The 25,475-nt window shown below is 63.1% G+C and carries 21 protein-coding genes and 2 tRNA genes; 3 read left to right on the forward strand and 20 right to left on the reverse strand.

Going from position 1 to position 25,475, the window contains the following annotated elements; genetic code table 11:
• Positions 1–54: 54 nt before the first annotated feature.
• From IE116_RS04710 to prpB, 4 genes are all read right to left on the reverse strand, one after another.
• Positions 55–2,475, reverse strand: a complete 2,421-nt coding sequence (locus IE116_RS04710) for a catalase (protein ID WP_229828001.1) — start codon at positions 2,473–2,475, stop codon at positions 55–57.
• A gap of 429 nt (positions 2,476–2,904) precedes the next feature.
• The gene (locus IE116_RS04715) at positions 2,905–4,356 is read right to left on the reverse strand and encodes a bifunctional 2-methylcitrate dehydratase/aconitate hydratase (RefSeq protein WP_189610224.1); all 1,452 of its coding nucleotides are present in this window, start codon (positions 4,354–4,356) and stop codon (positions 2,905–2,907) included.
• Positions 4,357–4,426: 70 nt separating this feature from the next.
• Positions 4,427–5,578, reverse strand: coding sequence for a bifunctional 2-methylcitrate synthase/citrate synthase (gene prpC, locus IE116_RS04720; RefSeq protein WP_189610226.1), 1,152 nt, complete (start codon positions 5,576–5,578; stop codon positions 4,427–4,429).
• A gap of 44 nt (positions 5,579–5,622) precedes the next feature.
• Positions 5,623–6,525, reverse strand: a complete 903-nt coding sequence (gene prpB / locus IE116_RS04725) for a methylisocitrate lyase (protein WP_189610228.1) — start codon at positions 6,523–6,525, stop codon at positions 5,623–5,625.
• Between the two features lie 336 nt (positions 6,526–6,861).
• Between prpB and prpR the strand changes: the two genes are divergently transcribed.
• A complete protein-coding gene (gene prpR / locus IE116_RS04730; protein ID WP_189610230.1) occupies positions 6,862–8,505 on the forward strand; it encodes a propionate catabolism operon regulatory protein PrpR in 1,644 nt (547 codons plus the stop codon).
• A gap of 330 nt (positions 8,506–8,835) precedes the next feature.
• Here the strand turns inward: prpR and IE116_RS04735 are convergent, their stop codons facing one another.
• From IE116_RS04735 to IE116_RS04805, 15 genes are all read right to left on the reverse strand, one after another.
• Positions 8,836–9,243 carry an RcnB family protein gene (locus IE116_RS04735; RefSeq protein WP_189610231.1) on the reverse strand — a complete coding sequence of 136 codons (408 nt, stop codon included), beginning with the start codon at positions 9,241–9,243 and terminating at the stop codon, positions 8,836–8,838.
• A gap of 313 nt (positions 9,244–9,556) precedes the next feature.
• Positions 9,557–9,820, reverse strand: a complete 264-nt coding sequence (locus tag IE116_RS04740; RefSeq protein WP_189610233.1) for a hypothetical protein — start codon at positions 9,818–9,820, stop codon at positions 9,557–9,559.
• 322 nt (positions 9,821–10,142) lie between these two features.
• Entirely contained in the window at positions 10,143–10,391 is a 249-nt protein-coding gene (locus IE116_RS04745; RefSeq protein WP_189610235.1) for an RcnB family protein, read from the reverse strand.
• 217 nt (positions 10,392–10,608) lie between these two features.
• Positions 10,609–10,806: a hypothetical protein gene (locus IE116_RS04750; RefSeq protein WP_189610237.1), complete on the reverse strand. Its 198-nt coding sequence runs from the start codon at positions 10,804–10,806 to the stop codon at positions 10,609–10,611.
• A gap of 281 nt (positions 10,807–11,087) precedes the next feature.
• Positions 11,088–11,164 (reverse strand) — tRNA-Pro (locus tag IE116_RS04755).
• 30 nt (positions 11,165–11,194) lie between these two features.
• The gene (locus IE116_RS04760; RefSeq protein WP_189610240.1) at positions 11,195–11,584 is read right to left on the reverse strand and encodes a MerR family transcriptional regulator; all 390 of its coding nucleotides are present in this window, start codon (positions 11,582–11,584) and stop codon (positions 11,195–11,197) included.
• Positions 11,585–11,592: 8 nt separating this feature from the next.
• Positions 11,593–11,964, reverse strand: a complete 372-nt coding sequence (locus IE116_RS04765) for an integration host factor subunit alpha (protein WP_268249230.1) — start codon at positions 11,962–11,964, stop codon at positions 11,593–11,595.
• Between the two features lie 43 nt (positions 11,965–12,007).
• Entirely contained in the window at positions 12,008–14,419 is a 2,412-nt protein-coding gene (gene pheT / locus IE116_RS04770) for a phenylalanine--tRNA ligase subunit beta (RefSeq protein WP_189610242.1), read from the reverse strand.
• A gap of 18 nt (positions 14,420–14,437) precedes the next feature.
• A complete protein-coding gene (gene pheS / locus IE116_RS04775) occupies positions 14,438–15,457 on the reverse strand; it encodes a phenylalanine--tRNA ligase subunit alpha (RefSeq protein ID WP_189610244.1) in 1,020 nt (339 codons plus the stop codon).
• Positions 15,458–15,640: 183 nt separating this feature from the next.
• Positions 15,641–16,000 carry a 50S ribosomal protein L20 gene (gene rplT, locus IE116_RS04780; RefSeq protein WP_179587526.1) on the reverse strand — a complete coding sequence of 120 codons (360 nt, stop codon included), beginning with the start codon at positions 15,998–16,000 and terminating at the stop codon, positions 15,641–15,643.
• Between the two features lie 30 nt (positions 16,001–16,030).
• Positions 16,031–16,228 (reverse strand): 50S ribosomal protein L35, encoded by a 198-nt coding sequence (gene rpmI, locus IE116_RS04785; protein WP_189610246.1) that lies wholly within the window; start codon positions 16,226–16,228, stop codon positions 16,031–16,033.
• Positions 16,229–16,476: 248 nt separating this feature from the next.
• On the reverse strand, positions 16,477–17,046 hold the full coding sequence (gene infC, locus IE116_RS04790; protein ID WP_229828375.1) for a translation initiation factor IF-3: 570 nt from the start codon (positions 17,044–17,046) through the stop codon (positions 16,477–16,479).
• An 86-nt stretch (positions 17,047–17,132) separates the two neighbouring features.
• Positions 17,133–19,082 (reverse strand): threonine--tRNA ligase, encoded by a 1,950-nt coding sequence (gene thrS / locus IE116_RS04795; RefSeq protein WP_189610248.1) that lies wholly within the window; start codon positions 19,080–19,082, stop codon positions 17,133–17,135.
• Positions 19,083–19,536: 454 nt separating this feature from the next.
• A tRNA-Val gene (locus IE116_RS04800) sits at positions 19,537–19,613 on the reverse strand.
• 58 nt (positions 19,614–19,671) lie between these two features.
• Positions 19,672–20,640 (reverse strand): LysR substrate-binding domain-containing protein, encoded by a 969-nt coding sequence (locus tag IE116_RS04805; protein ID WP_189610250.1) that lies wholly within the window; start codon positions 20,638–20,640, stop codon positions 19,672–19,674.
• A 127-nt stretch (positions 20,641–20,767) separates the two neighbouring features.
• Between IE116_RS04805 and IE116_RS04810 the strand changes: the two genes are divergently transcribed.
• Together IE116_RS04810 and prpD are read left to right on the forward strand one after the other, a co-directional pair.
• On the forward strand, positions 20,768–21,763 hold the full coding sequence (locus tag IE116_RS04810; RefSeq protein WP_189610251.1) for a Bug family tripartite tricarboxylate transporter substrate binding protein: 996 nt from the start codon (positions 20,768–20,770) through the stop codon (positions 21,761–21,763).
• A complete protein-coding gene (gene prpD, locus IE116_RS04815; protein ID WP_189610253.1) occupies positions 21,763–23,241 on the forward strand; it encodes a 2-methylcitrate dehydratase in 1,479 nt (492 codons plus the stop codon). Before IE116_RS04810 ends, prpD begins: the two co-directional genes overlap by 1 nt.
• Here the strand turns inward: prpD and IE116_RS04820 are convergent.
• A complete protein-coding gene (locus tag IE116_RS04820) occupies positions 23,238–25,469 on the reverse strand; it encodes a RelA/SpoT family protein (protein ID WP_189610255.1) in 2,232 nt (743 codons plus the stop codon). The two genes, prpD and IE116_RS04820, sit on opposite strands and share 4 nt — an antisense overlap.
• Positions 25,470–25,475: the final 6 nt, after the last annotated feature.

Consider the following 25,475-nt stretch of genomic DNA (forward strand, 5'->3'; position numbering starts at 1 on the left):
CGCCCCGGTCAGTCAGACCAGGGCAAGGACCACTCCCTTACCTCACCTGCCCGCTCAGATCAGCGGCGGATCCATGTCGCGCGCCGGATGGCGGTGCTGCGACACGGCGTCAATGAACTGCTGCGCCGCGGCCTCAATACCCGAGGCATCGGCAAACAGCAGACCAGGATCGGTCTCGCCAGTCGGCAACGTCGGGTTGATGCCCATCTTTTCCGTCAGCTTGGCACTCGCGCCCAGGACCAGGATCGTCTTGCAGTGACGGTACTGGTTCTTGATGAACTCGTCGGTGTAGCCGATACGGGCCAGCAGCGCGACGGCGTCTTCACCATCCGGCAGGACCATGGCGTCGAACAGCACGGGCGGGGTGTTTTCCATCGAAGCCTGCGCTTCCAGGATGGTGCCATCTGCCGCGGTGACCTTGCCCAGACGCGGCGCCACGAGCAGCGGCACGGCGCCCGCGTCGACCAGGGCGCTTTGCAGGGCCTGGACCGAGGTGGCTTCCACGCCATTGGCGACCAGGATCGCAATCTTGCGCGTGCGCACGCCGCCTTCACCCGGCAACGCGGTCAGCGACAGCGCTGGCGACACCGTGATTTCTGGCGTGACGTCGATTTCCAGCGCCTTGGGCATCGCTTCGGGCAGTTCCATGCCCAGACCATCGGCCACTTCGGTCGCCAGTTCCATCGACACGTTCATCAAGGACGACAGCATCCGTTCACGAATGGCCGGCACGGTGAGCTTGCTCAGCTCGAAACGGAAGCCGCCAATGATGTGCTGCTTTTCGGCCGCGGTCTGGCTGTTGAAGAACAGCGTGGCCTGCGTATAGTGATCGGCAAACTTCTCGGGCTTGCCGCGCACCTTGTCTTCATGGATAGGCTCGGGGAAGGACACGAAGCCCTTCATGCCGGCCTGGAAGGGGCAACCCCCGCCCAGCGAGTTCGGCTCGTAAGCCACGCGGCCACGGTTGATCGTCTGGCGATGATGACCGTCACGCTGGTTGTTGGCCACCGGTGCGATCGGCGTGTTGATCGGGATCTCGTGGAAGTTGGCGCCACCCAGACGGGAAATCTGCGTGTCGACATACGAGTGGTTCCGGCCGGCCAGCAGCGGGTCGTTACTGAAGTCGATGCCCGGCACCACGTGAGCGGTACAGAAGGCGACCTGCTCGGTTTCAGCAAAGAAGTTGTCGGGGTTGCGGTTCAGCACCATGCGGCCGACCGGCATCACCGGCACCAGCTCTTCCGGAATCAGCTTGGTCGAGTCCAGGATGTCGAAGCTGAACGACTCGGCCTGTTCTTCGGTAAAGATCTGCAGGCCCAGTTCCCATTCGGGGTATTCACCGGCTTCGATCGCTTCCCACAGGTCGCGGCGGTGGAAGTCAGGATCGGCGCCCGAAATCTTGACGGCTTCGTCCCACACCAGCGAATGGGTGCCGAGCAGCGGCTTCCAGTGAAATTTGCAGAAGACCGATTGACCGGCTTCGTTCACCAGGCGGAACGAGTGCACGCCAAAGCCCTGCATCATCCGGTAGCTGCGTGGCAGCGCGCGGTCCGACATGGCCCACATCAGCATGTGGGTCGATTCGGGCATCAGCGAGGCAAAGTCCCAGAACGTGTCGTGTGCCGACGCAGCCTGGGGGATCGCATTGTTGGGTTCGGGCTTGACCGCATGCACCAGGTCCGGGAACTTCATTGCGTCTTGAATGAAGAAGACCGGGATGTTGTTGCCCACCAGGTCCCAGTTGCCTTCGTCGGTATAGAACTTGACCGCAAAGCCGCGCACGTCGCGGGCGGTGTCGGTCGACCCACGTTCGCCCGCCACGGTCGAAAAGCGCACGAACACAGGCGTGATCTTGCCGGCTTCCTTGAACGGGGCGGCGCGCGTGTATTCGGTCAGCGGCTTGTACGCTTCGAAGTAGCCGTGCGCAGCCGAACCGCGTGCGTGCACGATGCGTTCAGGAATGCGTTCATGGTCAAAGTGGGTGATCTTTTCACGGAGGATGAAATCTTCCATGAGCGTCGGGCCGCGCAGACCGGCCTTCAGCGAATTCTGGTTGTCACCGATCTGCACGCCCTGGTTGGTCGTAAGCACCTGGCCGGTGGCATCGGCGCGAACGCGGTCCAGCGACTGGATCGTGGCATTGGTGCCAATCGGTGGCACGCCGCTGCCAACCTTCGCGGACGCATTGGTCTCGCTCAGGGTGCTGCCGGTAACGATCGGCGATGCCGGTTCGCTGGTCATGCCCTGCGGCGGCGACACGGCGTTGTCACGGCCATGTTCCGCGGCTTTGTTGACGTTGTAGCGCATCGATGCCGACAGCTCGTTCACGAGCTGCATGTGCTCGGCCGGCAGGTCGCCAGGCGCGGTCGATCCGTGCGACGGACCCGTCGATGTCGTGCGGGCCGATGCCTTGGCAGCGGCTTTGTTTGGATCGGACTTGGGAGCGGGTGCTACAGGTTTTTTGGTAGTGGCCACGGGTGTTCCTCACGGGTCAGTGGTGCGCAAACGAACCCGTGGTGCCCTCCTTGCGGAAGGACCTCGCATCGGCACGTGTACGCCCCAGGGGCGGTTTGCGGCGAAACCGGAATTTGCCGCACTGGACGGCATCGACCATCCCTGTCTGCGGTCGTTGCCGCGACAGATGTCGACACACCCAGTCATTGGGCGTCCAGTTCTCAAAGCACAGCGGCTTTGGCGAGGGTCACAAGCGACGCGCCTGTGATGCAGCTCATCCTACGCTCCTGCTCTGCCATAACCGCGCTACAGCATGTAAGGATCTATGCGCAACCGATACCACGGATGAGCAAGGCAAAACGGCGATGCGGCCTTGCTGGAAGGCACCACATCGCCGTTTGCCGCGGCGTCGCGCGGCATGGCCACGCGCGCCACTGTCGCGCAGGATCCTCAGATCACGTACAAATTCACATACTCATGCACAGGCATCGCTTCAAGCCTGGCCTGATCCAGCGAGACGTCCAGAATCGCGTGCTGCTGCTTGGGCGGAAATCGGCGCGCCAGATTGGTCTTGAACTTCTCGACCAGCAGCGGGATGCCGTCGTGACGGCGGCGACCATGGCCGATCGGGTACTCGACTTCGATTTCGGCCAGCGACGTGCCGTCGTGGAACTCCACGGTCAACGCATTGGCGATCGAACGCTTTTCGGGATCGTGATAGTCGGCGGTAAAGCGCGGGTCTTCCACGCACACGATCTTGCTGCGCAGCTCATCGATCCGCGGATCCGCCGCGACCTTGTCTTCATAGTGTTCGGCGGTCAGACTGCCGAACAGCAGGGGCACGGCCACCATGTACTGGATGCAATGGTCGCGATCCGCAGGGTTGTTCAACGGACCGGTCTTGTCGATGATGCGGATGCACGCTTCATGCGTGCGGATCGTGACCTTGCGGATGTCGGCCGCGGTGCGGCCTGTCGCCATCAGCTGACCATGCAGGGTCACGGCCGCCTCGACTGCCGTTTGAGAATGGAATTCGGCCGGAAAGGAAATCTTGAACAGCACGTTTTCCATCACATAGCTGCCGTACGCGCGCTGGAAGGCAAACGGCTTGCCCTTGAACAGCACGTCATAGAAACCCCAGGTGGGCGCGGTCAGCACCGAGGGGTAACCCATCTCGCCAGTCTTGGCGATCAGGGCCAGGCGTACCGCGCGGCTGGTGGCATCGCCCGCCGCCCAGCTCTTGCGCGAGCCGGTATTGGGCGAGTGGCGGTAGGTGCGCAGCGATTGGCCGTCCACCCATGCCAGCGACACCGCATTGATGATTTCGTCGCGCGTCAGGCCGAGCATCTGCGCCACCACCGCGGTGGACGCGACCTTGACCAGCACCACGTGATCCAGGCCGACCTTGTTGAACGAGTTCTCCAGTGCGATGCAGCCCTGGATCTCGTGGGCCTTGATCATCGCGGTCAGCACGTCCTTCATGGTCAGCGGCGCCTTGCCGTCGGCAATGGCGTTGCGCGAGAGCCAGTCGGCGGTGGCCAGGATGCCGCCCAGGTTGTCCGACGGATGGCCCCATTCCGCCGCCAGCCAGGTATCGTTGAAGTCGAGCCAGCGGATCATCGTGCCGATGTTGAACGCGGCCTGGATGGGATCGAGCTGGAACTGCGTGCCGGGCACCTTCGCGCCGTTTGGAACCATCGTGCCTGGCACGACGGGTCCGAGCAATTTGGTGCAGGCCGGGTATTCCAGCGCTTCCAGTCCGCAGCCCAGCGTGTCAATCAGGCAGTTGCGCGCCGTGTCGTAGGCCTGCTCGCTGTCGATGCGGTAGTTCAGGACATAGTCGACGATGTCGGTCAGGACCTGATCGGGTTCGGGGCGAACGTTGGAGATGTGTTGGCTCATGGTGCTCGATGAATGGAAAGAGATCGAATGAAAGGTCGTGGGCAGGACGCGGCAGCTTTTACAGCGCGCGTCAGGTCCGCGCGTCGATGGGCACGAACGCCAGGTTCTCGGGACCGGTGTAGTTCGCGCTGGGCCGGATGATCTTGTTGTCGATGCGCTGTTCGATCACATGGGCGCTCCACCCTGCGGTCCGCGCAATCACGAACAGGGGCGTGAACATGGCGGTCGGCACGCCCATCATGTGGTAGCTGACGGCGCTGAACCAGTCCAGGTTCGGGAACATCTTCTTGACGTCCCACATGACCGTTTCCAGCCGTTCGGCAATATCGAACATGCGGGTCGAACCGCTGGCGTTCGACAGGTTGCGCGCCACTTCCTTGATGACCTGGTTGCGGGGATCGCTCACCGTGTAGACCGGATGGCCAAAGCCGATCACGACTTCCTTGGCGTCGACCCGGCGGCGGATATCGGCTTCGGCCTCGTCCGGATTGGCGTATCGCTTCTGCACCTCGAAGGCGACTTCGTTGGCGCCCCCGTGCTTGGGTCCGCGCAGCGCGCCGATGCCCCCGCAGATCGCCGAGTGCATGTCCGACCCCGTGCCGGCCACCACGCGCGCCGCAAAGGTCGACGCATTGAATTCGTGTTCGGCATACAGGTTCAGGGAAACATGCATCGCATGCACCCAGGCCTCGCTGGGCGCTTCGCCATGCAGCAGGTGCAGGAAATGCCCGCCAATCGAATCGTCATCGGTTTCGACGTCGATACGTTTGCCGTTATGGCTGTAGTGATACCAGTACAGCAGCATGCTGCCCAACGACGCCATCAGGCGGTCGGCAATGTCGCGCGCACCCGGAATATTGTGATCGTCTTTTTCGGGCAGCACGGTGCCCAGCACGGACACGCCGGTACGCATCACGTCCATCGGATGCGCGGCCGCCGGGATCTGTTCCAGTGCTGCCATCAATGGCGCCGGCAGTCCGCGCAGAGCCTTGAGCCGCGCCTTGTAGGCAGTCAACTCGGCACGCGTCGGCAGCTTGCCGTGCACCAGCAGATGGGCGATCTCTTCGAATTCGCACTGCTCGGCAATATCCAGAATGTCGTAGCCCCGGTAGTGCAGGTCGTTGCCGGTCTGCCCCACGGAGCACAGCGCCGTGTTGCCTGCGGCCACGCCGGACAGCGCCACCGACTTCTTCGGTTTGAGAGGGATCTTTTCAGCACTCATCGACAGGTCTCCTGGTTCGGTTGGGGGTCCAGCGGGAGCGGCGCTCAGCGGGGCGCCTTGTCCTTGTTCTGCGCATACAGCGCATCGAGCTTACGTTCGAAGTCGAAGTAGCCGATGCTTTCGTACAGTTCCATGCGGGTCTGCATGGTGTCGAGCACGCCCTTTTGATGGCCGTCGCGGCGGATTGCGGTAAAGACGTTTTCGGCCGCCTTGTTCATGGCGCGGAAGGCCGACAAGGGATACAGCACCATGCCCACGCCCGCGCTGCGCAGCTCGTCCACGCTGAACAGCGGCGTCTGCCCGAACTCGGTGATGTTGGCCAGCACGGGCACCTTCACCGCATCGACGAACTTGCGATAGCTGTCGAGATCATAGGCCGCTTCCGCAAAGATGGCATCGGCCCCGGCCTCGACGCAGGCCAGCGACCGTTCGATGGCGGCGTCGATGCCTTCCACCGCGATCGCGTCGGTGCGCGCGATCAGGAAAAAGTCCGGATCGGTCTTGGCGTCCACGGCGGCTTTCACGCGGTCCACCATTTCCTGCCTGGATACGATCTCCTTGCCGGGTCGATGGCCGCAGCGCTTTGCACCGGCCTGGTCTTCAATGTGGCAGGCCGCCGCGCCCGCCTTGATCAAGGACTTGATCGTGCGGCCAATATTGAATGCCGAGGGTCCGAAGCCGGTGTCGATGTCCACCATCAGCGGCGTGTCGCACACGTCGGTAATGCGGCGGATGTCGATCAGCACGTCATCCAGCGTGTTGATGCCCAGGTCGGGCATCCCCAGCGATCCCGCGGCCACGCCGCCACCCGACAGGTAGATGGCCTTGAAGCCCGCGCGCGTGGCCAGCAGGGCATGGTTGGCGTTGATGGTGCCCACCACCTGCAGGGGGGCTTCGTCTTTGAGGGCCTGGCGGAAACGCGCGCCGGCGGAGGGAGTCAGGCTCATGATCGTCCTTGTTAAATGGGGGCCGGTAAGCCGGCGGTCGGGTATCTCCATGCAAAGGGTGTGCCAATCGAAGGCGGTGTGCAAGTTGCGACGTCGGTGCGGGGGTTGATGCTGCGGATGAAAGGACTTGCTGGGTTGCCACTCGTGCCGCGCCGGAAATTTGCATTGCATAGTTGAAATCCGGATTTCATTGCTGGGATATCATTGGAGGGCAGCGGGCTCTACCGGCTTGCAGTCCTGACGCCGTCGGCGTCCGCCGCGCGACGGGCGGTTGCTATTCCCGCATGCCGTCCTTGCCATTTCCCTCATCCCCCCGTCCAACGCCATCCAGCTCACATGGTCGCCATCACCTCGCCCCGCCCCATCATCTGGGCTGCCGGCATCAGCCGCCTTTCCGGCGCCTTTGCCGAGATCGTGCCGGGCTTTGCCGACCGCGCAGACATCCGCATCATCGAAAAAGGCTTTGAGGCGGCGGCTGTCGCCGTCGAAGCCGCGGCGCGCGAGCGGCGGGTCGATGCAGTAGTTTCGGGCGGCGCCAATGGCGCCTACCTGCGACAGCACGTGTCCGTGCCGGTCATTCTGGTCAGGGTCACCGGGTTCGATGTCCTGAGCGCGCTCGCAACCGCGCGCCGGGTGTCCCCGCGTATTGCCCTGGTCACGCATGCCTCGGTCTATGCCGAACTGGCCGACTTCTGCCGCGCCTTCGACCTGGACATTCCGCTGCACACCTACCTGACCGGCTATGACGCCTCCACGCTGGTCCTGTCCTTGAAGACGGCGGGGACGGAAGTGGTAGTCGGCCCTGGCCTGGTGACTGACCTGGCCGACAAGGCCGGCATGACCGGCGTTTTTCTGTACTCGGGAAACTCGGTGCGCGCTGCCATGATCGACGCGATCGACGCTGCGCAAGCCATCCAGCGCGTCGACCGCAACCTGCGGTCACGGAACCGGCCGCGCGGCACCGCGACCCGCTACACGCTCGACGATCTGCTGGGCGACTCGCCGTCCATCGCTGCCGTGCGCACGCTGGCCCGGCGCTATGCGCAGGTCGATTCGACCGTGTTGATCCGCGGCGACAGCGGCACCGGCAAGGAAGTGATCGCTCAGGGGATGCATCACGCCAGTCCCCGGCACGCTTTTCCCTTCGTTGCCGTCAACTGCGCGGCGTTTCCGGAACCGCTGCTGGAAAGCGAGCTGTTCGGCTACCAGGAAGGCGCCTTCAGCGGCGCGAGCCGCGGTGGCAAGGTCGGCCTGATCGAAGCCGCCCACAACGGCACCCTGTTCCTGGATGAAATCGGCGACATGTCCCCTGCCCTGCAGGTCCGGCTGCTGCGCGTGCTGCAGGAACGCCAGGTCCTGCCGATAGGCGGGCTGGATCCGGTGCCGGTCAACGTCCGTGTCGTGGCCGCGACCCATCGGGATCTGCCGGCGAGGGTGGCCGAGGGCCTGTTCCGCGAGGACCTGCTGTTTCGGCTCAACATACTGCGGATCGATGTGGCGCCGCTGCGTGATCGGATGCAAGACGTTCCTGTCATCGCGGATGTCCTGTACGAGCGCATCCTGGGCCGGCTGAACGTGCCGGCGCAGCGGCTGCCGGAGTGGGTCCACGCCGCCTTGATGACCTACTCCTGGCCGGGCAATGTGCGGGAACTGGAGAATGTGCTGGAGCGCGTCGCGGTGCTGGGTGCAGGCGATGGCCCTGCCGCTGCGCGAGACGGCTCGGGCCAGGAAGCGTTGCGTCAGGCGATTCCAGAGATTTTCGGGTCAGCTTCCGTGGCGCTTGCAACCAGCACGCCCCCGGCAACCTACCCCTGCGGCAACGGCGTCGGCAGCGCCGCGCTTGCGCAGGTCTCCCGCCACAGTCAGGTCGCACATATCCATCGGGTGCTTGCCGACTGCAACGGCGACCGCGCCGCGGCCTGCCGGGTGCTGGGAATCAGCAGCACCACGTTGTGGCGGCGGCTGCGTGCTGCGACATGATGGTGTTGCGCAAATGCCAGGGCGGCGGCGTTTACCGCGTCCGCACGTAGTTGGCGATGCCTCTGAATGCCTTTTGGCGCAGCACCCGTCGCCCCCAACGTGATGAAGGCATCCGCCTCGCGCGCCAGCGTTTCGAATGTTTCCCGCATGGCAGCGCGGCGTGTCAGCCGCGCGCTCCAGGAAGTCACGCGGACTGTCGGTGCCCGTCTTCATGGACGAAAAAAAGCGCGGCGTCTTTCAACGCCGCGCTCTTGGCACGTCTTGTCGACCGCTACCGATGCATGCGGCAGTCCGTTGGCCGCATGCGCCGATCCGCCGTTGATCCGTTTGTTAGCGTCCGAAAATCGTCGCGGCGATCACACCGGTCGCCAGGCCGATCAGGAAGTAATCGGCGCCAACGGCCACCCATTGCTGGCCGCGCTGTGGCGGCGGCAGGCGGTGCGCACGCCAGTCGTTGACGTAGTACTGACGCGTCCGATAGTCATACGGCAGGCGCTCTCCCCGGTTCCAGTGACGTGGGGCGGGACCGCGATAGTCCGAATGCCTGCCGTTCCAGTCCCGGTCGGGGCCGCCGCGCGCACCCGGATGACCTTGCGGGCCCCGGTCATGTTTCTGCCCGTGGCCCTGCGGCGGACCGCCGCGATGATCCGGACCATTCCCGCGCCCTTGCGCCGACACGCCGACCGAAGCCACCAGCAAGGTGCTGGCCAGCAAGCTGCTAATGATGCGGTGTTTCATGAGACCCCTCCTAGGGAAAGGACCGCCGGATCACGGAAGTGCTAGCTGCACCCCTCACGTCCCACGGTCGAGCACCCCGATTACACCCCAGCCATGGCGGCGCGGCGCACCGTATGTAACCGGACGCCTCGAAATCGCCAGGATGAAACCCTGGGATTACACCTGTGGAGAAATTCAGCAGAAAACGCGAGACGCAAAAAAGCCGCGGTCGGCTTGCGCCGGCGCGGCTTTCTTGTTCACGAAGTCCCGGAGGGCTGGCTGGCCTGACGACCTTAAGCCATGCGCCAACAGGGCACTTCGTTGAGCCTGTCGATTACGACAGCTTGCCCCACAGGTAGGCAACTGCCGCCACCACGGCGACCGACGTGATCGGGCGTGCGCGGATGGTCTCCGTTGCGCTCTGCAGTGCTTCAGCCACGGCATCACGATGTTCGTCGATCAGTTCCGATGCGGTCTCTTTCGCCTTGCGGGTCACTTCCGTAGCCTTGCTGGCTGCGTCGTTGATCGCACCTTCGACGGAATCTGCACCTGCCGATACTGCGTCCTTGGCCTTTCCTGCCGTTGCATCTGCGCTCATCTCGTGCTCCTTGTGCGAAAAAAATAGAATTCGTTGAATCGAGCAATGATTATTCGGCCGGCCCTTGCCCGGCACAAGTCACCGCTCGTATCCAACGATGACCAATGTGCTTGTCTGCATGCGCCCATTCAACGGCGGCAAGCGCGCGCTTGCAGGGCCTCGCACCCGCAGCCGTCTCTTATCGGCAAAGATGAACCATGACAAGTTCGTTACGTGTTGCAGGGTGTTGTTGCGCGTTGCGCGCCAGAAGACGCCGCAGCGGCATAAAAAACCGCCGGCTTGCACCGGCGGTATGCTGCTGAGCGTTCCCTGACGCGGTCGTTCAGCGGCCGCCCATCATGTCCTGGATACGGCCGTTCGATGCGTTGACCAGATAGAAGTCTGCTCCCACACCTACCCAGCGATGCTCACGGGGCGGCGCCGATAGCTTGAAGCTCTTCCAGTCGTCGATCACGTACTGCTTGCTGCGATAGTCCACCGGCAGCTGGTCGCGCTTGTTCCAGCGCGGTGGCGGCGGACGGTTGCCCCGCGGTCCCTGATCCTGGGGACGCTGCACTTCATTCCCACGCATATCGCCACCCCTGCGCGCGGGGGGTTGGTGGTGGTTTCATTACCGCAGAGCCGAAAACCGTCAGCTTGAAACGCCGCGCTAACAGGTGCGCGATAACACATACATCGCTGTCGCCAAACTGACGGCAGGCGACTCGCTTGTTGTGAAAGTGAGCCCACGAGCGGACCAATATTCACTGACCGCGCGGGCCAATGCGCTCGGTCGCGCGCCCGCCGAATCAAGACGCGTGCTGCTCCAGCAAGGCCACAATGGCGTCCAGTTCCTGCTTGGCCGACTCCACCTGTCTGGCTGCGTCGCGATAGGCCATGCACGACGCCGCGTCAAAGCCCGCTTCGCGTGCCTTGCTGAAGGCCTCAAAGTATTGATGCGACGAACTTGCCCAGGTGCGCAGCGCGTTGAGTTGCCGGTTTTCCATGATGATGACCCCCTTCCTCCAGGCGTGAGAATACCAAGAGATTGCTGCATTCGTAATCAAGCCAGCGTGCGCTGTGTTTAATTTGAATCGGGTATGTTGAATCGCCCATTTATGGTCAATCGCCCGTTTATGGTCAATCGCCCGTTTACATTGAACCGCCAAGCGCTGCGATCCAGAATCAAAACGCAGGCGCGTTGCCATAATGAATCCAGACAAACACAAAACAAAAAGCCCGCCGGAATAAACCAGCGGGCTTTCATTACTACATACTGCAAATTAAATGGTCGGAACGGCGGGATTCGAACTCGCGACCCCTTGCACCCCATGCAAGTGCGCTACCAGGCTGCGCTACGCTCCGAACAGAAAAAGATTATAGCAGGATTTCTGATTACTTCAACGCGCTGCCCAGCATTTGTGAAATATCGGCCAGTTCGGCGCGGATCGCAAGCAGATCACCTTCAGTGATCGCGTACGTGACCTCGACGGGCTCGTCTTCACGCTCATTGGCGCGGGAGTCATCAAGGCGATTGCGGGCGCCGCTGATCGTAAAGCCTTCTTCATACAGCAGCTCGCGAATGCGGCGGATCAGCAGCACTTCATGGTGCTGGTAGTAGCGGCGGTTGCCGCGACGTTTGATGGGTTTGAGTTGCGTGAACTCCTGCTCCCAGTAGCGCAGCACGTGCGGCTTGACGCCGCAGAGGTCGCTGACTTCACCGATGGTGAAGTATCGCTTGGCGGGGATGGGAGGGAGAACGACCGGCGTTTCAATGCGCGCCATAGTACCTCTCAGGACTGGCTCTGCTCGCGCAGAGCGACTTGCTCAACCATGCTTTTCAGCTTCTGGCTGGCGTGGAACGTGACGACGCGGCGTGCCGCGATAGGAATGGCTTCGCCCGTTTTGGGATTGCGTCCGGGGCGCTGCGGTTTGTTCCGAACCTGGAAGTTGCCGAAGCCCGACAGCTTGACCATGTCGCCACGCTCGAGGGCGTCGCGAATTTCCTCAAAGAACGTTTCCACCATGTCTTTGGCTTCACGTTTGTTGAGGCCGACCCGCTCGAACAACAGGTCGGCGAGTTCGGCTTTGGTCAGTGTGCGGGAATCGTCGGCGACAGCGACAGCGCCCGCAGGCGCGTCGAAGTCTTCGTTGGGATCAAACACATCGGAAGCAAGAGAATGCATAGGTAAAGATTCGGAACTCAGGTTACACCCGAAGTCTCGCACCATGCGCGGCACCCAATGCGTCGCGAATACGTGTGAGACATCCTTCGACGCGCGCGTCATCCAGGGTCACGGAAGTATCCTGCAGCCGGAATCGGAAGGCAAGGCTTTTTTCCTTTGTTGACAAGGACTTATCTCGCCAAACATCGAAAATGCGTGCATCTTTCACGACCGCCAATTCCGGCTCTGCAGCGCAGGTTGCGGCGATCGTGTCGAGCAGTTCCTGCGCCAGAACCGACTCGTCCACCCACAGCGCCAGGTCTCGCGTGACCACCGGCTGGCGCGAGATCTCGACCAGTTCCGGCAGCGGACGCGCCGCCACGGCATCGGCATCCAGTTCGAAAACGACCGGCGCATGCGGCAGTTCTGCCTTGTGCGCCCACTGGGGATGCAACTCGCCGATCCAGCCGACCGCGTGGCCATCCAGCAGGATGCGGGCGCTGCGGCCCGGATGCAGCGCGGGGTGCGATGCCGGTTCAAACCTGACGGGCTGATGCGAGGCGCCCGCCAGCAGCGCTTCGACATCGGCCTTCACGTCGAAGAAGTCGGTCTGGCGCGTGGCAGCGCCCCACTGTTCCTCTACCGCCGGTCCATACGCGAGCCCGCTCAGGCGCATCGGCTGGCACACGCCGGCCACGGTCAGGTCGCCGGCCTGCACGGACGCATCGCGCCAGAACACCCGGCCAAGCTCGAACACCCGCACGCGGGACATTTTGCGGTTCAAGTTGTATTGCGCGTTGGCGACCAGGCCACCGATCAGGCTGCTGCGCATGACCGACAGCTGGCTGGCGATCGGATTGAGCAGGCGGATGGGATCGGCGTTGCCTGCGTAGTCCTTCTCCCAATCGGCTTCAACGAAACTGAAGTTCACCACTTCCTGGAAGTCCAGGTCGGCCATCCGGTTGCGCAGCGCGTGGAAGGACCGGCGATTTTCCGGCAAGGCGCGGACTTCGGCGCGCGCCATGGGCGGCACGTCGGGAATGCGCTCGAAGCCGTAGACCCGCGCGATTTCCTCGATGAGGTCTTCTTCGATCTCGAGGTCGAAGCGGAAGGACGGCGGCGTGACGACAAAGGCGCCCTCTTCCCGCTCGAAGCGCAGCCCCAGCCGCGTGAAGATCGCAGCAATCTCGTCTTCGGGCACCTGCACGCCCAGCACCTTGTGGCAGCGCGCGACACGCAGGCGCACGGGCTTGCGCTCAGGCAAGGCCACGGTCTGCTCGTCGATCGGGCCGACGTCGCCGCCACACACGTCCACGATCAGGCGGGTCAGGTATTCCAGTTCTTCGGTGATGTGTTCGAAGTCCACGCCGCGCTCGAACCGGAAGCTGGCATCGGAACTGAAATTGAATTTGCGCGCGCGGCCGGCAATGGCGTCCGGGAACCAGAACGCGGCTTCCACAAAGATGTTCGTCGTGGTCAGGCTGACCGATGTCGACTCGCCCCCCATGATGCCGGCCAGGCTTTCGACGCCCTGGTCATCGGCAACGACGCCCACTGTCTCGTTCAGCTCGACCGTCTGGCCGTTCAGCAGCAGCAGGCTTTCGCCCGGCTTGCCCCAACGCACGTCCAGGCCGCCATGCACCTTGTCCAGGTCGAACACATGCGACGGCCGGCCCATTTCAAGCATCACGTAGTTGGAGATGTCCACCAATGCCGAGATCGAGCGCTGCCCTGCCCGCTCCAGGCGCTGCTTGATGTAGTCCGGCGTGGGCGCATCGGCGCGCACGTTGCGGATGACGCGTCCGGCAAAACGGCCGCACAGGTCCGGCGCGCTGATGCGCACCGGCAGGCGCTCGTCCAGCGTGACCGGCACGGGTGTCCAGGTCGGGCGATTCAGTGGCGTGTCGGTCAGGGCCGAGACTTCGCGGGCGACGCCCAGGATGGACAGGCAGTCCGCCTTGTTCGGCGTCAGCTTGAGCGTGATCAGGGTGTCGTCCAGGCCAAGCCAGTCGCGCACCGATTGGCCGACCGGCGCGTCAACGCCCAGGTCGATCAGGCCGGCATGGTCCTGGGACAGGCCCAGTTCGCGCGCCGAGCACAACATGCCGGCCGACTCCACGCCGCGCATCTTGGCCACGCCAATGGTGATATCGCCCGGCAGCGTGGCGCCGACCGTGGCCAGTGCCACCTTCATGCCTTGCGCCACGTTGGGCGCGCCGCACACGATCTGCAGCGGCGCCGCGGCGCCGGTGTCAACGGTGCACACGCGCAGCTTGTCGGCGTTGGGATGCGGTTCAAGATGCGTGACGTGCGCAACCACGACGCCTGAAAACGGCGGCGCGACCGGGGCCAGGTCTTCGACTTCCAGGCCCGCCATCGTCAGCGTATGCGCGAGATCGGCGGTGGACAGGGCCGGGTCGGTCATCGACCGCAGCCAGGATTCTGGGAATTGCATAGCAGCGTATACCTTCGTTCAGTTGAACTGCTTCAGAAAGCGCAGATCGCCTTCGAAGAACTGGCGCAGGTCATTGACCCCATAGCGCAACATGGTCAGGCGCTCGAGGCCGGAGCCGAACGCAAAGCCGATATACCGCTCGGGATCAAGCCCGAAATTGCGCACCACCGACGGGTGCACCTGGCCCGAACCGGAAATCTCCAGCCAGCGCCCCTTGTTGGGACCGGTGGTGAACATCATGTCGATTTCGGCCGACGGTTCGGTAAACGGGAAGAACGAAGGACGAAAGCGCAGCACCAGGTCGTCCGTCTCGAAGAAGGCCCGCAGGAAGTCGGTATAGACGCCCTTCAGATCAGCGAACGAGATGTCTTCGGCGATCCACAGGCCTTCGACCTGATGGAACATGGGCGAATGCGTCGCGTCGCTATCGACACGGTAGGTCTTGCCCGGCGCGATGACCTTGATCGGCGGCTTGTTCATGCGTGCATACCGCACCTGCATCGGGCTGGTATGAGTGCGCAGCAGCAGCGGCAGGCCCTTTTCGTCTTTCATGTCGACGTAGAAGGTGTCCTGCATGGAACGCGCCGGGTGGTTTTCCGGGTTGTTCAGCGCCGTGAAGTTGGTCCAGTCGTTTTCGATCTCGGGGCCATCGGCCACATCGAAACCGATTGAACGGAAGATGGCTTCGACCCGTTCCCAGGTGCGGATGACCGGGTGGATGCCACCCGTGCCGCGGCCGCGGCCTGGCAAGGTGACGTCGATCGTTTCTTCGGCCAGGCGCGCAGCGAGCTTGGCGTCGGCCAGCGCCTGGCGGCGGGCGTTCAGCAGGTTCTCGATGGACGTCTTGGCGACGTTGATCCGGGCGCCTTCGCTGCGCTTTTCTTCAGGCGAAAGCGAGGCCATGCCCTTCAGCAGCGCGGTCAGGGCACCCTGCTTGCCCAGGAAGCGGGCCTTTTCGTTTTCCAGCGCAGCGGGGTCGGCCGCGGCGGCAAATGCCTCGCCGGCTTGGCGTATCAGGTCGTCCAGATTCTGGGACATGGCGGATTCGTTCAAATAGGGAAAAAAGGAAGGCGCACGTTCGGCGGCGCGGACACGGCGGCGGAAACGCAAACGGGGCTTCCTGAGAAGCCCCGTTCGGGTAGCGTGCACGCGTGAATGCGCACTGCCTGGTTCAGATCGCCGGCGGAATCGCCGCAGGGCGAAGCGCCGGCGGAATCAGCCTCAGGCGGCCAGGGCGTTCTTGACTTGCGTCACGATGGCAGCAAAACCCGCCTTGTCGTGCACAGCCAGGTCAGCCAGGACCTTGCGATCGAGGTCGATCGACGCCTTTTTCAGGCCAGCGATGAACACGCTGTACGTCACGCCGTGCTCGCGCACAGCGGCGTTGATACGCGTGATCCAGAGTGCGCGGAACGTGCGCTTCTTGGCGCGACGGTCACGATACGCATACTGGCCAGCACGCATGACAGCTTGCTTGGCGATACGGAACACATTGCCACGACGGCCACGATAGCCCTTGGCAAGGTCGATGACTTTCTTGTGACGGGCCCTTGCGGTTACCCCACGTTTGACTCTAGGCATATAAAAACTCCAATCTAAGCGGCTGAGGGGTTAGGCGTACGGCAACATTGCCCGGACGGATTTCACGTCGGCCTTGGCGACCTCGGCGGAACCACGCAGCTGGCGCTTGGTCTTGGTCGTTTTCTTGGTCAAAATGTGGCGCTTGAACGCCTGACCACGTTTGATCGTACCGCCTGGGCGGACGACAAAGCGCTTGGAGGCGCTTTTCTTCGATTTCATCTTAGGCACGATGAGACTTTCCTGTTGTTTACATGCTCACGGGTGGACCCACCAACGAACGGTGAGGCACTTGATGACCCGCATTCACTTGTTATGACCACTGTCCGGAAACGCACCGCAGGCAAGGTAGCAACGCCTGAAAGAAGAACTCAGGCAGTTCCAACACCCTCACACTCTGGATTTAAAAGCGCCCGGAACGCGTGGTTTTGCCCGAAATCACGTAAAAGCGATTCCGGGCAGCCAAAGAGTATACCGCGTTATTCGCCGGAAGGCTTGCCTGCCGGCACGACCTTTTTCTTTGGAGACAGCACCATGACCATCTGCCGACCTTCCAGCTTGGGCATGGCTTCGACGATTGCCGTATCCAGCAAGTCGTCGCGAACCCGTTCCAACACCCGCATGCCGAGTTCCTGGTGGGCCATTTCACGGCCGCGGAAGCGCAGCGTGACCTTGGCCTTGTCGCCTTCTTCAAGGAACCGCTTCAGGTTACGCAGTTTGACCTGGTAATCGCCTTCATCGGTACCCGGACGGAATTTGACTTCCTTGACCTGGATGATCTTTTGCTTGAGCTTGGCTTCGTGCTGACGCTTCTGCTCCTGGTACTTGAATTTGCCGAAATCCATCAGGCGGCAGACCGGAGGCTGCGCGGTGGGGGCAATTTCTACCAGGTCGACGTCGGCTTGCTCGGACAGCCTGACTGCTTCGGCGATCTTGACGATGCCAAGCGCTTCACCGTCGACTCCAATCAGGCGCACCTCTGGTACGTTGATTTCACCATTGATGCGATTCGGCTTGTCGGTTGCGATGTTTGAAACTCCTAATTTGATTGAGTGACCATGCGGCGCGAGTGCAGCGTCGGCGCGTGCTCGACGCTGCTGCCCCGCCGTGGGGATCCGTTACGGGCCGTGTCCGGTTACTTCGGAGCGGCGGGCAGATCCAGATTGCGGCGGTCGGAGACGTCGGTTGCGAGCCGGGATGCGAAGGCATCGATAGGCATGACACCCAGATCGACGCCACCCCGGGCGCGCACAGCCACTGAAGCAGCCTGCGCTTCCTTGTCGCCTACTACGAGGATATAAGGAATTTTTTGCAGACTGTGCTCACGGATTTTATAGGTGATTTTCTCGCCGCGCAAATCCGAATTGACGCGGAACCCCTGCTTTTTCAGATTGTCGGCCACGCTTTTGGCGTAGTCCGCCGACGAAGCCGAGATATTCACCACCACGGCCTGGGTCGGCGCAAGCCACGGCGGCATGGCGCCCGAGTAGTGCTCGATCAGCATGCCGATGAAGCGCTCGAACGATCCAAGGATCGCCCGGTGAAGCATCACGGGCACCAGGCGCTGGTCGTTCTGGTCGACGTATTCGGCGCCCAGACGGCCCGGCATGGAAAAGTCGACCTGGATCGTGCCGCACTGCCAGTGGCGGCCGATCGCATCCTTCAGGGTGTATTCGATCTTCGGACCGTAGAACGCGCCTTCTCCGGGCGTGATGTCGAACTCGCAACCCGAGCGGCGCAGGCTTTCGATCAGCGCGTGTTCGGCCTTGTCCCAGCTTTCGTCCGAACCGATCCGGTTTTCCGGACGCGTCGCCACCTTGTACAGGATCTCGCCAAAGCCGAAATCGCGGTACACGCTCTGCAGCAGCGACGTGAAGGCCACGCACTCGTCCAGGATCTGGTCATCGGTACAGAAGATGTGACCGTCGTCTTGCGTAAAGCCGCGCACACGCATCATGCCGTGCAAGGAACCCGAGGGCTCGTTGCGGTGGCACTGGCCGAACTCGCCATACCGCAGCGGCAGGTCGCGGTACGAATGCAGGTTGGACTTGAAGATCTGCACGTGACCCGGGCAGTTCATCGGCTTTAGCGCGTAGTAGCGATTCTCGGATTCCGTCGTGAACATGTTGTCACGGTAGTTATCCCAGTGGCCGGTCTTTTCCCACAACGAACGGTCCAGGATCTGCGGCGCCTTGACTTCCTGGTAGCCGTTGTCACGGTACACGCTGCGCATGTACTGCTCGACGTTCTGCCAGATCGTCCAGCCCTTGGGGTGCCAAAAGATCAGGCCCGGCGCTTCTTCCTGGAAATGGAACAGGTCAAGCTCGCGGCCCAAACGGCGGTGATCCCGCTTTTCGGCTTCTTCCAGCTGATGCAGGTACTGGTCCTGGTCTTCTTTTTTGGCCCAGGCCGTGCCGTAGATCCGCTGCAGCATTTCGTTCTTGCTGTCGCCGCGCCAGTAGGCGCCAGCCACCTTCATCAGCTTGAAGACCTTCAGCTTGCCGGTGGTCGGCACGTGCGGGCCGCGGCACAGGTCCAAAAAATCGCCTTCGCGATACAGCGTGATGGGCTGGTCGGCCGGAATGGACGAGATGATCTCGGCCTTGTACTTTTCGCCGATCGAATTAAAGAAGGCCACCGCGTCGTCGCGCTTCCATTCTTCGCGGGTGACCGGCTCGTCTTTCTTGGCGAGCTCGACCATCTTGGCTTCGATGGCGGTCAGGTCTTCGGGCGTGAACGGGCGCGAATACGAAAAATCGTAGTAGAAGCCATTGTCGATGACCGGGCCGATCGTCACCTGGGCCGACGGGTACAGCAACTTGACCGCGTAGGCGAGCAAGTGCGCCGTCGAATGGCGGATGGTATCGAGCCCGTCGGCGTCCTTGGCGGTCACGATCGCCAGCCTGGCGTCACGGTCGATGGTGAAGCTGGTGTCGACCAGGCGCGACTCGCCGTCGTCAAGCGTGACCCGCCCCGCCAGCGCAGCCTTGGCCAAGCCGGCGCCGATCGACGCAGCCACTTCGCCCACGGTCACCGGACCGGGAAACTCACGCTGGGAGCCGTCGGGCAGCGTTACCTGAATCATGACAAACCTCGAAAGAGAAAGCGGTAGTGGGAACAGCCAGGGGTACAGCACCGGTGCAAGACGCAGGGCGCAGTACAGACCGCGCGATGCGAAACCATTGGACGAAAAAAAAGCGGCCATGGCCGCGTTTCATTTCCGATTCTGCAAGGACCCCGATGTGGTCGGGACAATCAACAACAGCCCTCAGAAAAACCAGCGCGACTAGGCGACGATTTCTCTGCGAGTAGTTCGTGCGCAGTGCACATCAAACTTAAGCGCTTCGACTTCAAGTGCTTCAATCAAGACAGAACGCATGTTCCGGCATTTCCTGAGTATCCGGCAGAATGATTTGCCGGTTCCGAGAATATCTGTGGACATTCTCTGGAGATTCAAGCTGGACGTTGACTCACAATCGAATCGCACGGTGTTTATGCGACCAACCTACACACACATACTCAGCTTGAAGGGAAATAACTGGTAGGCAGTACTGGGTTCGAACCAGCGACCTCTTCGATGTCAACGAAGCGCTCTAACCAACTGAGCTAACCGCCTGCAGCAGCAACGAATGAAACTATAACCTAATTAATATCGGCTTGTCAAAGTGCTGACGCTAGGAGAATTCATTCATTGCCTCGCTTCCCGCGACGCGCGCTTCGTGCATCGACGCCTGACCCAGCAGCCACGCGGAAAACGCAGCAATCGCCGCGTCGCCCTCCCGGTGATGCTCATAAACGATCACATAGGGCTCGGACGGCGCCAGCGCATGCGCAAATGGCGCCACGAGTCGACCGGACGCCAATTCTTCCTCCATCAGGACGCGGGGCGCCATGGCCACGCCCAATCCGTCGAGCGCAGCTTCAAGCGCCAGATAGGTGTGATCGAAGCTGACGGTTGCCGATGGAATCAGCGATGAGGCACGCGCGTACGTCTGCCAATGCCCCCAGTCATCGGGCCGCATGTCGGCGGTCAGCCACGTCTGGCCCGCCAGCACCGACAAGGCTTCCCCGGACAGAGCGCCGCCCCGCTCGCACAAGGTCACTCCCTTGAATCGTGTGGCGATGCTCGGCGCACACATCGGGGTGACCGACTCCTGCATGAACGGCAAGCCATGGCGCTGCGGATGACGGTTTGCTCCGCGCCGAATGACGACATCAACCCCTGGGGGCCATACGCCGTTCTGCTCCCGCCGGTTGTTGAGACGGATTCCGATCTCGGGATGCAGGCGCAGAAAGCTCGTGAGCCGGGGGACCAGCCAGTGCAGGGTCAAGGTCGGCGGTGCACTGACGACCAGTTGCGCGGCCTCGGGCAGGGGCAACGGTGCAATGCGTCCGATCGCCTCCGCAACCTGGTCCAAGGCAGGGCTGACCGCTTCGAGCAGTCCGCGGCCCGCGGCCGTCAACCCCAGCCGGCGTGCGCTGCGGTCGAACAGCGCCACCCCCATCCAGCTTTCCAGGTTCGCCAATTGTTTGCTCACGGCGCCGTGCGATACGCACAGCTCGTTGGCGGCCGGCACGACGCCCCCCAGGCGCGCCGCTGCCTCGAAGGTCTTGAGGCTGTTCAGGGGCGGTAAGCGGCGCATGGTTCCTTTTCCTCACATCAACCCGGAAATCTATTCGCTGGAGCGCGACCGCCGCCCTGCCTAGAATCACCGCAACTGGCCAACGACAGGCAGAGCCAGAACCCCATCATAGTTCCGGAGACTGCTCATGCTTTCCCACCTGCTCTCCCGCGCCCAGGTCATTGTCTTCACGACCTTGGCAACCGCGATCGCCTTTGCCGCTCCCCTGGTCCACGCCGCAGACGCCTACCCTTCCCGTCCCATCCGGCTCATCGTCCCATTCGAGCCGGGCGGCAGCACTGACCTGACCGCGCGGATCACGGCACAGCACATGAGCGAACGCCTGGGACAAAGCATCGTCGTCGAGAACAAGGCGGGCGCGGGGGGCAATATCGGCACGGACGCCGTCGCAAAGAGCAAGCCGGATGGCTACACCCTGCTCTGGGCGAACGTCGCACCGGTCGCCATCAATCCCCACCTGTACGCCAAAATGCCCTACGACGCCGTGAAGGACCTGGCGCCGGTGGGTCTGGCGACCGTGTTCCCCAACGTGCTTGTGGTGAAAGCGGCGTTCCCCGCGGACACCCTTGCGCAGTTCGTCTCCAGATCCAAAGGCGAGCTCAAAGGCCTGACATACGGCTCGGCGGGCAATGGCAGTTCGACGCACCTGGCGGCGGAATGGCTCAAGACGGAACTTGGCGCCAATTGGCTGCATGTGCCCTACAAGGGCGGCGGGCCTGCCCTGCTCGCTGTCGCCGCGGGCCAGGTCGACATGTACTTCAGCAGCGTGCCGGCCGCCCTGCCCTATATCAAGAACGGCACATTGAAAGCCATCGGCGTCACCAGCCTGAAGCGTGCGCCTTCCTTGCCGGACGTACCCACCATCGCAAGCGCCGGCCTTCCCAACTACGAAGCCTTGAACTGGAATGGCATGATGGCGCCGGCGGGCACGCCCGTGGCGGTACTCGACAGGCTCAGTACGGCCATGCGCGAGACGCTGGAGTCAGAGGCCGTACGCACCAAACTGACCGCCCAGGGCGCTGAACCGTCGCCCACCACTCGTGAGGCTTTCGCAGCCTATCTGGTCTCGGAAAGCACCAAGTGGGGCCGGATCGCCAAGCTCGCCAACGCCAGGATCGAGTGATGGCAGGCGTTGGAACCAATGCGGTGTGGCACAGCGAAGCGGTTATCGATGCCATCGCCGACTTCGTGGTCGCCCCCGTCGCCTGGCCCGACCCCACGCTGGACACCACACGGCTTTGTCTGGTCGATGCCGTTGGCTGCGCGATCGGCGCGGTCGGCGACCCGGACTGCGCCCGGCTGCTGAGTCCGCTTTTTTCGCCTGCGCCGGGATGGGAGATGGTTCCCATACCCGGGACCGCTTGGCGGCTCGATCCCGTCACGGCAGCCTTCGACATCGGTTGCGCGATACGTTGGCTCGACTTCAGCGACACCAGTTTTGTGGGCGGCCATCCGTCGGACAACCTGGGGGCGATCCTGGCAGCCGCGTGCTACGGCAGCCGGGCGCGTCAGCGCCAGGGGCTGCCGCCGCTCACGCTGCGCGACGTGCAGGACGCCATGATCAAGGCCTACGAGATCCAAGGCCGCCTTGCCCAAGCCAACCGTTTCGACCACCCTGCGGTCGGGCTCGACCATGTCATTGGCGTCAAGATCGCGTCCACGGTGGTCGCCACCCACCTGCTGGGCGGGGACGCACAGGCGATTCGCCGTGCGCTCAGCAACGCTTTCCTGGATGGCCAGGCGTTGAACGCCTATCGGCACACGCCCAATGCCGGCACACGCAAAGGCTGGGCAGGCGGGGATGCCTGCGCGCGAGCCATCTGGCTTGCGCTGCGCACGCTGCAGGGCGAAATGGGTTACCCGCAGCCGCTGTCCGCGCCGGTGTGGGGCTTTGAAGCGGTACACCTTGGCGGACGCCCGGTGGCCCTGGCGCAGCCGCTGGGCCACGGCGTCATGGACGGGGTCATCTTCAAGCTGTCACCCTGCCAGCGCAACGCAAGCACGGCGCTAGAAAGTGCCGCGATGCTGCGGCCATGGCTGGCGGATCGACTGGACGACATCGCGACGATACGCATCTACACCCACGATGAAGTGATGCGACGCATCAACAAGACCGGTCCGCTCACCACGCGCGCCGCGCGCGACCATTCGCTTCAGTACATCGTCGCCACTGCCTTGCTCAAGGGCGCGGTACATAGCGAGGACTACAGCGACGAGAGCGCCAGCGACCCGCGTATCGACGCGCTGCGCGACAAGATGGAAGTCATCGAAGACCCGGCGTATACCGCCGGCCATCACGACCCGGCAAGAGTGAGCTGTGCCAATGCCGTGCAGATCGTGTTGCGTTCAGGTGAGACCTCGAACCGGGTCGAGACGCTGTACCCGATGGGAGACCCGACGCGACGGGCCGAATGCCTGCCGCGCCTGCTCGAGAAGTTTGCCGGGCTGACGGCCAGATACTGGTCCGAGCCGCAGCGCGCCCAGGTGTTGGCAGGCCTGAGTCACCAGGCGGCCATGACGTCCATCAACGTTGAAGACTGGCTCGACGGCCTTGCCGCGGGCCCTGACAGCCCGACGGGCTGGCCCTTTGCAATCGTCTAACGCCGGGATACCTCGACCACCCCCACGACATCACGAATGCCCGCCAATGCCTTGTTCAGGTGCTCGGCATTGCCCACCTCGGCCGTGAACACCATTCTTGCCTGCAACTGCCGGCTTTGGGTGTTCACGCCAATCACGTTGATGCGCTGGCGCGCGAAGACTTCGGAGATATCGCGCAGCAGGCCATGACGGTCGGCGGACATGACGACAATGTCGACCGGATAGACGGCGTCGCGGGTGTCGCCCCAGGTGACGTCGATGATACGTTCGCGTTCGCGGTCGGCCAGCGCCAGGAAGCTCTTGCAGTCGCGGCGGTGGATGGACACGCCGCGGCCGCGCGTGACGAAACCGGAGATCAGGTCGGGCGGCGCCGGGCGGCAGCATTTGGCCAGCTGGGTCATCAGCGAGTCCACGCCCACGACCAGCACGCCGCTCTTCCCAGCATGGGCCGGGCTTTCGGACAGGCTGGGGCGATTGAGCGCCGCCAGTTCGATCTCGGGCTCGACCGTGGGCGTCTCGAACGCCGACCCCACCTGGCGCAGGCCGAATTCGTCTTTGGCAATGGCCACGTACAGGTCATCGGCGCAGGCGAACCCCAGCTGCTGGGCCAGTTGCTCAAGATTGGTCGCGGTCTTGCCCAGGCGTTGCAGCTCTTTGTCGAGCATGCCCTGACCCTGGGCGATCCGTTGCTGGATGTCGATGGCGTTGAACCATGCGCGCACCTTGGCGCGCGAGCGCTGGCTGGCAAGGTAGGCCAGTTGCGGATTCAGCCAGTCGCGCGACGGGCCGCCCGATTTGGTCGTGATGACTTCGACGGTCTGCCCGGTGATCAGGCGGGTGTTGAGCGGGACCATCACGCCGTCGACGCGCGCGCCGCGGCAGCGATGCCCCAGGTCGGTATGCACCTGGTAGGCAAAGTCGACCGGCGTCGCGCCCGACGGCAGTTCGATCACGCGGGCCTGCGGGGTCAGCACATAGATGTTGTCGTCAAGCTGGTCGAGCGCGGTCGCGCCCAGGGTCTCGTCGACCTGCACGTCGCTTTTCCACGCCAGCAGCTGCCGGATCCACGACAGCTTGCGGTCGTATTCGGAATCGGCGCTGACATTGCCGCCCTTGGCGCCCGCTTCCTTGTAGCGCCAGTGGGCCGCCATCCCGAACTCGGCGAACTGGTGCATTTCTTCGGTGCGGATCTGCACTTCGAACGGCCGGCCGTCGTCGTCATACACGACCGTATGCAAGGACCGGTAGCCGTTGGGCTTGGGCCGCGATATGTAGTCGTCGAATTCATTGGGCACCGGTGTCCACAGGTTGTGGACCAGGCTGAGCGCCGTATAGCAGGTGCGGATGTCGTCGACGATAATGCGCAGCGCCCGCAGATCGAACAGGCTGGCGAAATCCATGCGCTTGTTGCGCATCTTGTTCCAGATGCTGTAGATGTGCTTGGGCCGGCCGGTGACCTCGCCTGCAATGCCCGCCGCAGCCAGCGCGGCCGATACCCGGGTGACCGCCTGATTGATGAAAAGCTCGCGTTCAACCCGCTTTTCTTCGAGCAGGCGGGCAATTTCCTTGTAGCGCACGGGCTCAAGGAAACGAAAGGCCAGGTCTTCCATTTCCCACTTGATCTGCCAGATGCCCAGGCGGTTGGCCAGCGGCGCGTACAGCTCCAAGGTCTCGCGCGCAACGGACTCTTCCAGCGGCAACTTGCTTTGCGCGTGCCAGCGCAGGGTCTGCAGGCGCGACGCCAGGCGCATCAGCACGATGCGCAAGTCGGCCGCCATGGCAAGCAGCATCTTGCGCAGCATTTCGGACTGCGCGCCGCTGCCGGCGGAAGAATCGCTGGCGTCACGCGTGACCTGCCCCAGCCGGATCAGCGCGCGAAAGCCGTGCACCAGCCGGCCGATCTCGGCGCCGAAGCGCAGCGTGACCGGGTCCTTGCTTGGGTTGGCGTTGACTTCACGGTTGCCGACCGCGGTGGCAAGCATGGCCGCCATGCGGGTGTGGACGTCCACCTGCAGGCCGGACAGGATGGCGACCACCCCTGCGGCATGGCCGGCCAGCGACTCTTCGCCCACCACCCCGTCGCGCTCGAAACGGGGCAAGGCCCACGCCAGCGCCTGACGAAGCTCTTCCTGCGCATCGAACGACAGACCGTCGTTGGCGACGAGATTCCACGCGTCCCCGAAGTGGGACATCACGGCAGAAGAAGCTTGAAGGGTGGTATCGCTCATCGTCAT

Source organism: Pigmentiphaga litoralis (assembly GCF_014651835.1).
GTDB lineage: Bacteria > Pseudomonadota > Gammaproteobacteria > Burkholderiales > Burkholderiaceae_B > Pigmentiphaga > Pigmentiphaga litoralis.

Coding starts and splice junctions, on each gene's coding strand:
- IE116_RS04715 (WP_189610224.1), bottom strand. CDS start 4,356: ATGAGCCAACACATCTCCAACGTTCGCCCCGAACCCGATCAGGTCCTG.
- prpC (WP_189610226.1), bottom strand. CDS start 5,578: ATGAGTGCTGAAAAGATCCCTCTCAAACCGAAGAAGTCGGTGGCGCTG.
- prpB (WP_189610228.1), bottom strand. CDS start 6,525: ATGAGCCTGACTCCCTCCGCCGGCGCGCGTTTCCGCCAGGCCCTCAAA.
- prpR (WP_189610230.1), top strand. CDS start 6,862: ATGGTCGCCATCACCTCGCCCCGCCCCATCATCTGGGCTGCCGGCATC.
- IE116_RS04735 (WP_189610231.1), bottom strand. CDS start 9,243: ATGAAACACCGCATCATTAGCAGCTTGCTGGCCAGCACCTTGCTGGTG.
- IE116_RS04740 (WP_189610233.1), bottom strand. CDS start 9,820: ATGAGCGCAGATGCAACGGCAGGAAAGGCCAAGGACGCAGTATCGGCA.
- IE116_RS04745 (WP_189610235.1), bottom strand. CDS start 10,391: ATGCGTGGGAATGAAGTGCAGCGTCCCCAGGATCAGGGACCGCGGGGC.
- IE116_RS04750 (WP_189610237.1), bottom strand. CDS start 10,806: ATGGAAAACCGGCAACTCAACGCGCTGCGCACCTGGGCAAGTTCGTCG.
- IE116_RS04760 (WP_189610240.1), bottom strand. CDS start 11,584: ATGGCGCGCATTGAAACGCCGGTCGTTCTCCCTCCCATCCCCGCCAAG.
- pheT (WP_189610242.1), bottom strand. CDS start 14,419: ATGCAATTCCCAGAATCCTGGCTGCGGTCGATGACCGACCCGGCCCTG.
- pheS (WP_189610244.1), bottom strand. CDS start 15,457: ATGTCCCAGAATCTGGACGACCTGATACGCCAAGCCGGCGAGGCATTT.
- rplT (WP_179587526.1), bottom strand. CDS start 16,000: ATGCCTAGAGTCAAACGTGGGGTAACCGCAAGGGCCCGTCACAAGAAA.
- thrS (WP_189610248.1), bottom strand. CDS start 19,082: ATGATTCAGGTAACGCTGCCCGACGGCTCCCAGCGTGAGTTTCCCGGT.
- IE116_RS04805 (WP_189610250.1), bottom strand. CDS start 20,640: ATGCGCCGCTTACCGCCCCTGAACAGCCTCAAGACCTTCGAGGCAGCG.
- IE116_RS04810 (WP_189610251.1), top strand. CDS start 20,768: ATGCTTTCCCACCTGCTCTCCCGCGCCCAGGTCATTGTCTTCACGACC.
- prpD (WP_189610253.1), top strand. CDS start 21,763: ATGGCAGGCGTTGGAACCAATGCGGTGTGGCACAGCGAAGCGGTTATC.
- IE116_RS04820 (WP_189610255.1), bottom strand. CDS start 25,469: ATGAGCGATACCACCCTTCAAGCTTCTTCTGCCGTGATGTCCCACTTC.